The following is a 3,542-nucleotide window of genomic DNA, read 5'->3' as shown; positions in this document are numbered from 1 at the left end:
CACCCCAAGCAGCACGAGAATTAAAGACAGCGACGGATCAACTGATGGAGCGCCTGAAAGCGATCGCCACTAAACCCACTCCTGGCGGCGGTAGAGTCACTCCCCAGCCTCCCTTGGAATATCGTTATACGGGTGAAGTATTTTTAGAAGTTTTTTGTAATCCTAATATCTGGCCAACGCCATTCGCAGCCAAAGTTTTGCTGACTGTCCGCAACGTCAACATCCGCTTGACTACGGAAGCTGAACTTACTCGCATCATTGAAGACATTAATCAGTATTTAGAGCAAGTAGAATAATTGTTGAAATGGTTTTGCTATGCTTTTCAAGATTTTGTCTTAAAAAATACTATACAAATTTTGGATTTTTTCAGAGTTGAGCCAGTTGCTTGCGGAGGTTCACGTTGGTGTCCGTTAGCCCTAGTCAGCAAACTTTTTAAGACGGATTTTGGCTTTGAAGAGCAAGTAGATTGACGCTTCCCTCAACTAAGCGATGAAATGAATTATGAGTCAAAAGTGAAGTTCCTACACTTCTATCGGCTCAATGTAGGAACTTCACAGAATTTACATACTAGACTCAAGCTGTGACACCAGATGGACAGAACAAATGGTTCTGATGCCTTCTTTAACTTGAAAAGTTGTATAAATTCAGACTCTAATACTTCTGTGTTAATGAAAAACGCAAGATTCTGTATGGGGCAATGCTCATGAAAAAACAGAGATTATCCCCCAGATTGGGCGTCTAATCGTTGATGGTGACATCCACACATCGAAAATAAGCTCCCAATCCCAAATCCGAAATCAAACATTGATTTAGTCGTTGTCCCACTGTTCACGACCAATTAGATCGCCAATGCGATCGCGCAACAAAAAGTCACATTTCTCTAATTCACATTCAACGCAAACCCACTCTCTCGCTGGGATGTATTGGCAAAGGGTATATATTGGCTGTTGTCGGCTAATCATTCCCTTTTGCACCAGTCGGCGTGCTTCGTCTTGAATCACATCTAGAGAGTAGTAATTGATAGAAGGCACCGTATTCACACTCATGGTTTTTACTCACAAATTAACACTTACGATAGTGTTCCCGTTAATAATTAGGAACAAACATTACAGAAATTAGACTTGTGGCTAGGATTTTGTAGTTTGCTATACGGAACTATTTTTATTTTGACGCTACACATCCTAAAATAATCTCAAGAAATGTTAAGAAAGTCAACGATTCCTGACATTTCTCGAAAATCCGCTTTACAAAAAAAATTCCAAGTAGTTAACTTAACCTGCATCTGTAGCTGTATGGCTTTGATGCCACAAGTCTGAAAGTCTTGCCATTACTGTATTTAGGCAAGATTTGGTGGGTTGATATCGCGTAGGCGTAGCCCGCCGCAGGCATCGCTCACATATCAAATAATCACCTTAAAGCTATTCATCTAAGGGTAAACAACACAAGAATATTTGTCAGATACTAGGGTATAAACTGTTGCAAAACATAACGGCTAAAGTACACTACTAAGCCTTTTACCTTAGCATCTGTTAACAATTTCTTAAGTAAGGCAGTAATTGCTTGGTTATTTACAGCACTAATATTACATAGGTTTCTTTTGAAAAACATCTGTAAAAGGGTGGAGTAATACTAATTCGTAGCTTGAGACAAGTATCATTTATGCATCTGCATAAAAAAGTTGGTGCTTCTACTACCTTTTTGCGTTGACGATTTTCTCCCTGTTTTGAACTTTAGTTCCAGCCTGTCCCTCTCCAACTAGGAGTTTTGCGTAATAAAACCTTTTGATTCGGCTCATTAGACGGACACGATATGAACCGTCGAATTCACGCAGTAGAGTAAAAACAAAAGCCAAGACAAACAGGAAGCCCATACATGCAACTACCGATCGCTGAAGTAGGTTATGGTCACATTAAAACAGACGCGATCTAGTCACGTCTGTAAACTGTTTGGCGGATTTGCTGAGATTAATTGTTCTGAAGTTACATTGTTATTTAAGTTACTTATTCACTAGATGATTCATCATTTTGATCTGTGCTGTCTTCTACAAGTACCAGATTTTCTGGAGGACGGTCATGATTAAGTTGGTTTAGTAGTGCCAATACTTTATTACCGCGTTCGATGGAGCGATCTTCGAGAAATATCACCTCTGGTGTACGACGTAGGCGTACCCGCGCCCCAAGTTCGCTGCGGACATAACCCGTAGCGGACTTTAAGCCTGCCATTGTTTCTTCTTTAGCTTCATCTGTACCATAGATGCTGACGTAGATTTTGGCGTGTTGGAGATCGCCAGAAACATCAACATCAGTAACACTAACCATTCCAGTACCCACACGGTCATCCTTAATGCCGTTGAGCAGCATTTGGCTAACTTCCCGTTTGATCAGTTCAGCAACGCGGGAAACCCGACGATTTGTAGCCATAAAAATTTCGCCTCATCACAGAGGTTGTACGACAAAAATAGATGCAAGTTGGTTAGACAGTACTTAGCGGGAGCAACGCTAAGAGCAACCGTCTGTGGGGCATAGCCCCGATATAGCGCTAGTCTAGATTGGACTTAAGCCCAGCATTGCCCGTAGAGTGAAAGTAAGGAAGACTAGGCTGCTCACAAATAAACCCAAGAGGGCGATCAATGTGACCGGACGCTTCAACAGTGGCACTAATGGTGCAAAGGTGTTCAGAAACAGTCCTAAGACAATAGTAATTAAGTACCGGGGGTAGCGAAAGACGTTATCCCAAAATCCGTCAAACATCTGAATGTAAACTGCCTTGTTATATACTTACGTTTGTTTTGATATGCTTTATCTACTCAATTGTAATATATGTGGCTGGAAAATTAGCCAGTTAATATAAAATACGGCTCGTCGGTTATATTGGCTTTATTTAGTCGTGATTATTTTCAGTTAAATCGTAAGTAAATGGTAATTCAAATCCCCAAAGAAACTAGCCCGCGTCCATTTTTGAAGTGGGCTGGGGGTAAAAGTAGGTTGATACAGCAATATATTCCTTATTTTCCCAAAAGTTATAAAAATTACTATGAGCCATTTTTAGGTGGTGGTGCAGTTTTTTTCTATCTCCAACCAAGTGCAGCTATTTTAACTGATATTAATGCCGAGTTAATTAACACTTATTGTTGTGTTAGAGATCATGTTGAGGATTTAATTTCTCTATTGAAAGAGCATAAAATCCGACATAACAAAGATTATTACTATAGTATTAGAAACAACTCTGTTGGTACTGATATAGAAAAGGCTGCTCGTCTAATTTATCTTAATAAGACTTGTTTTAATGGTCTTTATCGAGTTAATTCACAGGGGAAATTCAATGTGCCTCTAGGCAGATATGAAAATCCCAATATTTGTTCTGAAAATTTACTGAAAGTAGCCTCCGTAGCACTTTCTCATGCAGAAATTAAACAAGCAGATTTTACAGAAGTGCTAAATCATGCAACTAACAATGATGACTTTGTATTTTTTGATCCACCCTACCATCCTATCAGTGAGACTAGTTATTTCACTGCTTATAGTCAAAATTGTTTTAGTAAA

At 39.6% G+C, this 3,542-nt stretch carries 5 protein-coding genes and 1 pseudogene; 2 read left to right on the top strand and 4 right to left on the bottom strand.

The features are described from left to right. On the top strand, positions 1 to 296 hold a 296-nt coding region (locus RRG12_RS41835; protein WP_420763204.1), incomplete at its 5' end, for a hypothetical protein. Positions 297 to 809: 513 nt separating this feature from the next. Here RRG12_RS41835 and RRG12_RS41830 read toward each other — a convergent pair. The 4 genes and pseudogenes from RRG12_RS41830 to RRG12_RS41815 form a co-directional block, all read right to left on the bottom strand. Further along, entirely contained in the window at positions 810 to 1,046 is a 237-nt protein-coding gene (locus RRG12_RS41830; protein ID WP_069073690.1) for a DUF4327 family protein, read from the bottom strand. A gap of 415 nt (positions 1,047 to 1,461) precedes the next feature. Further along, positions 1,462 to 1,611: pseudogene (locus RRG12_RS41825) on the bottom strand (hypothetical protein); the annotation flags it as partial. Positions 1,612 to 2,000: 389 nt separating this feature from the next. Then, positions 2,001 to 2,420, bottom strand: coding sequence for a 30S ribosome-binding factor RbfA (gene rbfA, locus RRG12_RS41820; protein WP_420759966.1), 420 nt, complete (start codon positions 2,418 to 2,420; stop codon positions 2,001 to 2,003). Positions 2,421 to 2,543: 123 nt separating this feature from the next. Continuing rightward, the gene (locus RRG12_RS41815) at positions 2,544 to 2,750 is read right to left on the bottom strand and encodes a DUF751 family protein (protein WP_084227060.1); all 207 of its coding nucleotides are present in this window, start codon (positions 2,748 to 2,750) and stop codon (positions 2,544 to 2,546) included. Positions 2,751 to 2,915: 165 nt separating this feature from the next. Here RRG12_RS41815 and RRG12_RS41810 point away from each other — a divergent pair. Then, positions 2,916 to 3,542: DNA adenine methylase (locus RRG12_RS41810; RefSeq protein ID WP_420763203.1), on the top strand; the 627-nt coding region annotated here is incomplete at its 3' end.

Source organism: Nostoc sp. CALU 546, from assembly GCF_048836525.1.
Note: the sequence above shows the minus strand (reverse complement) of the source record. Positions and strands in the feature narration are given on the sequence as shown.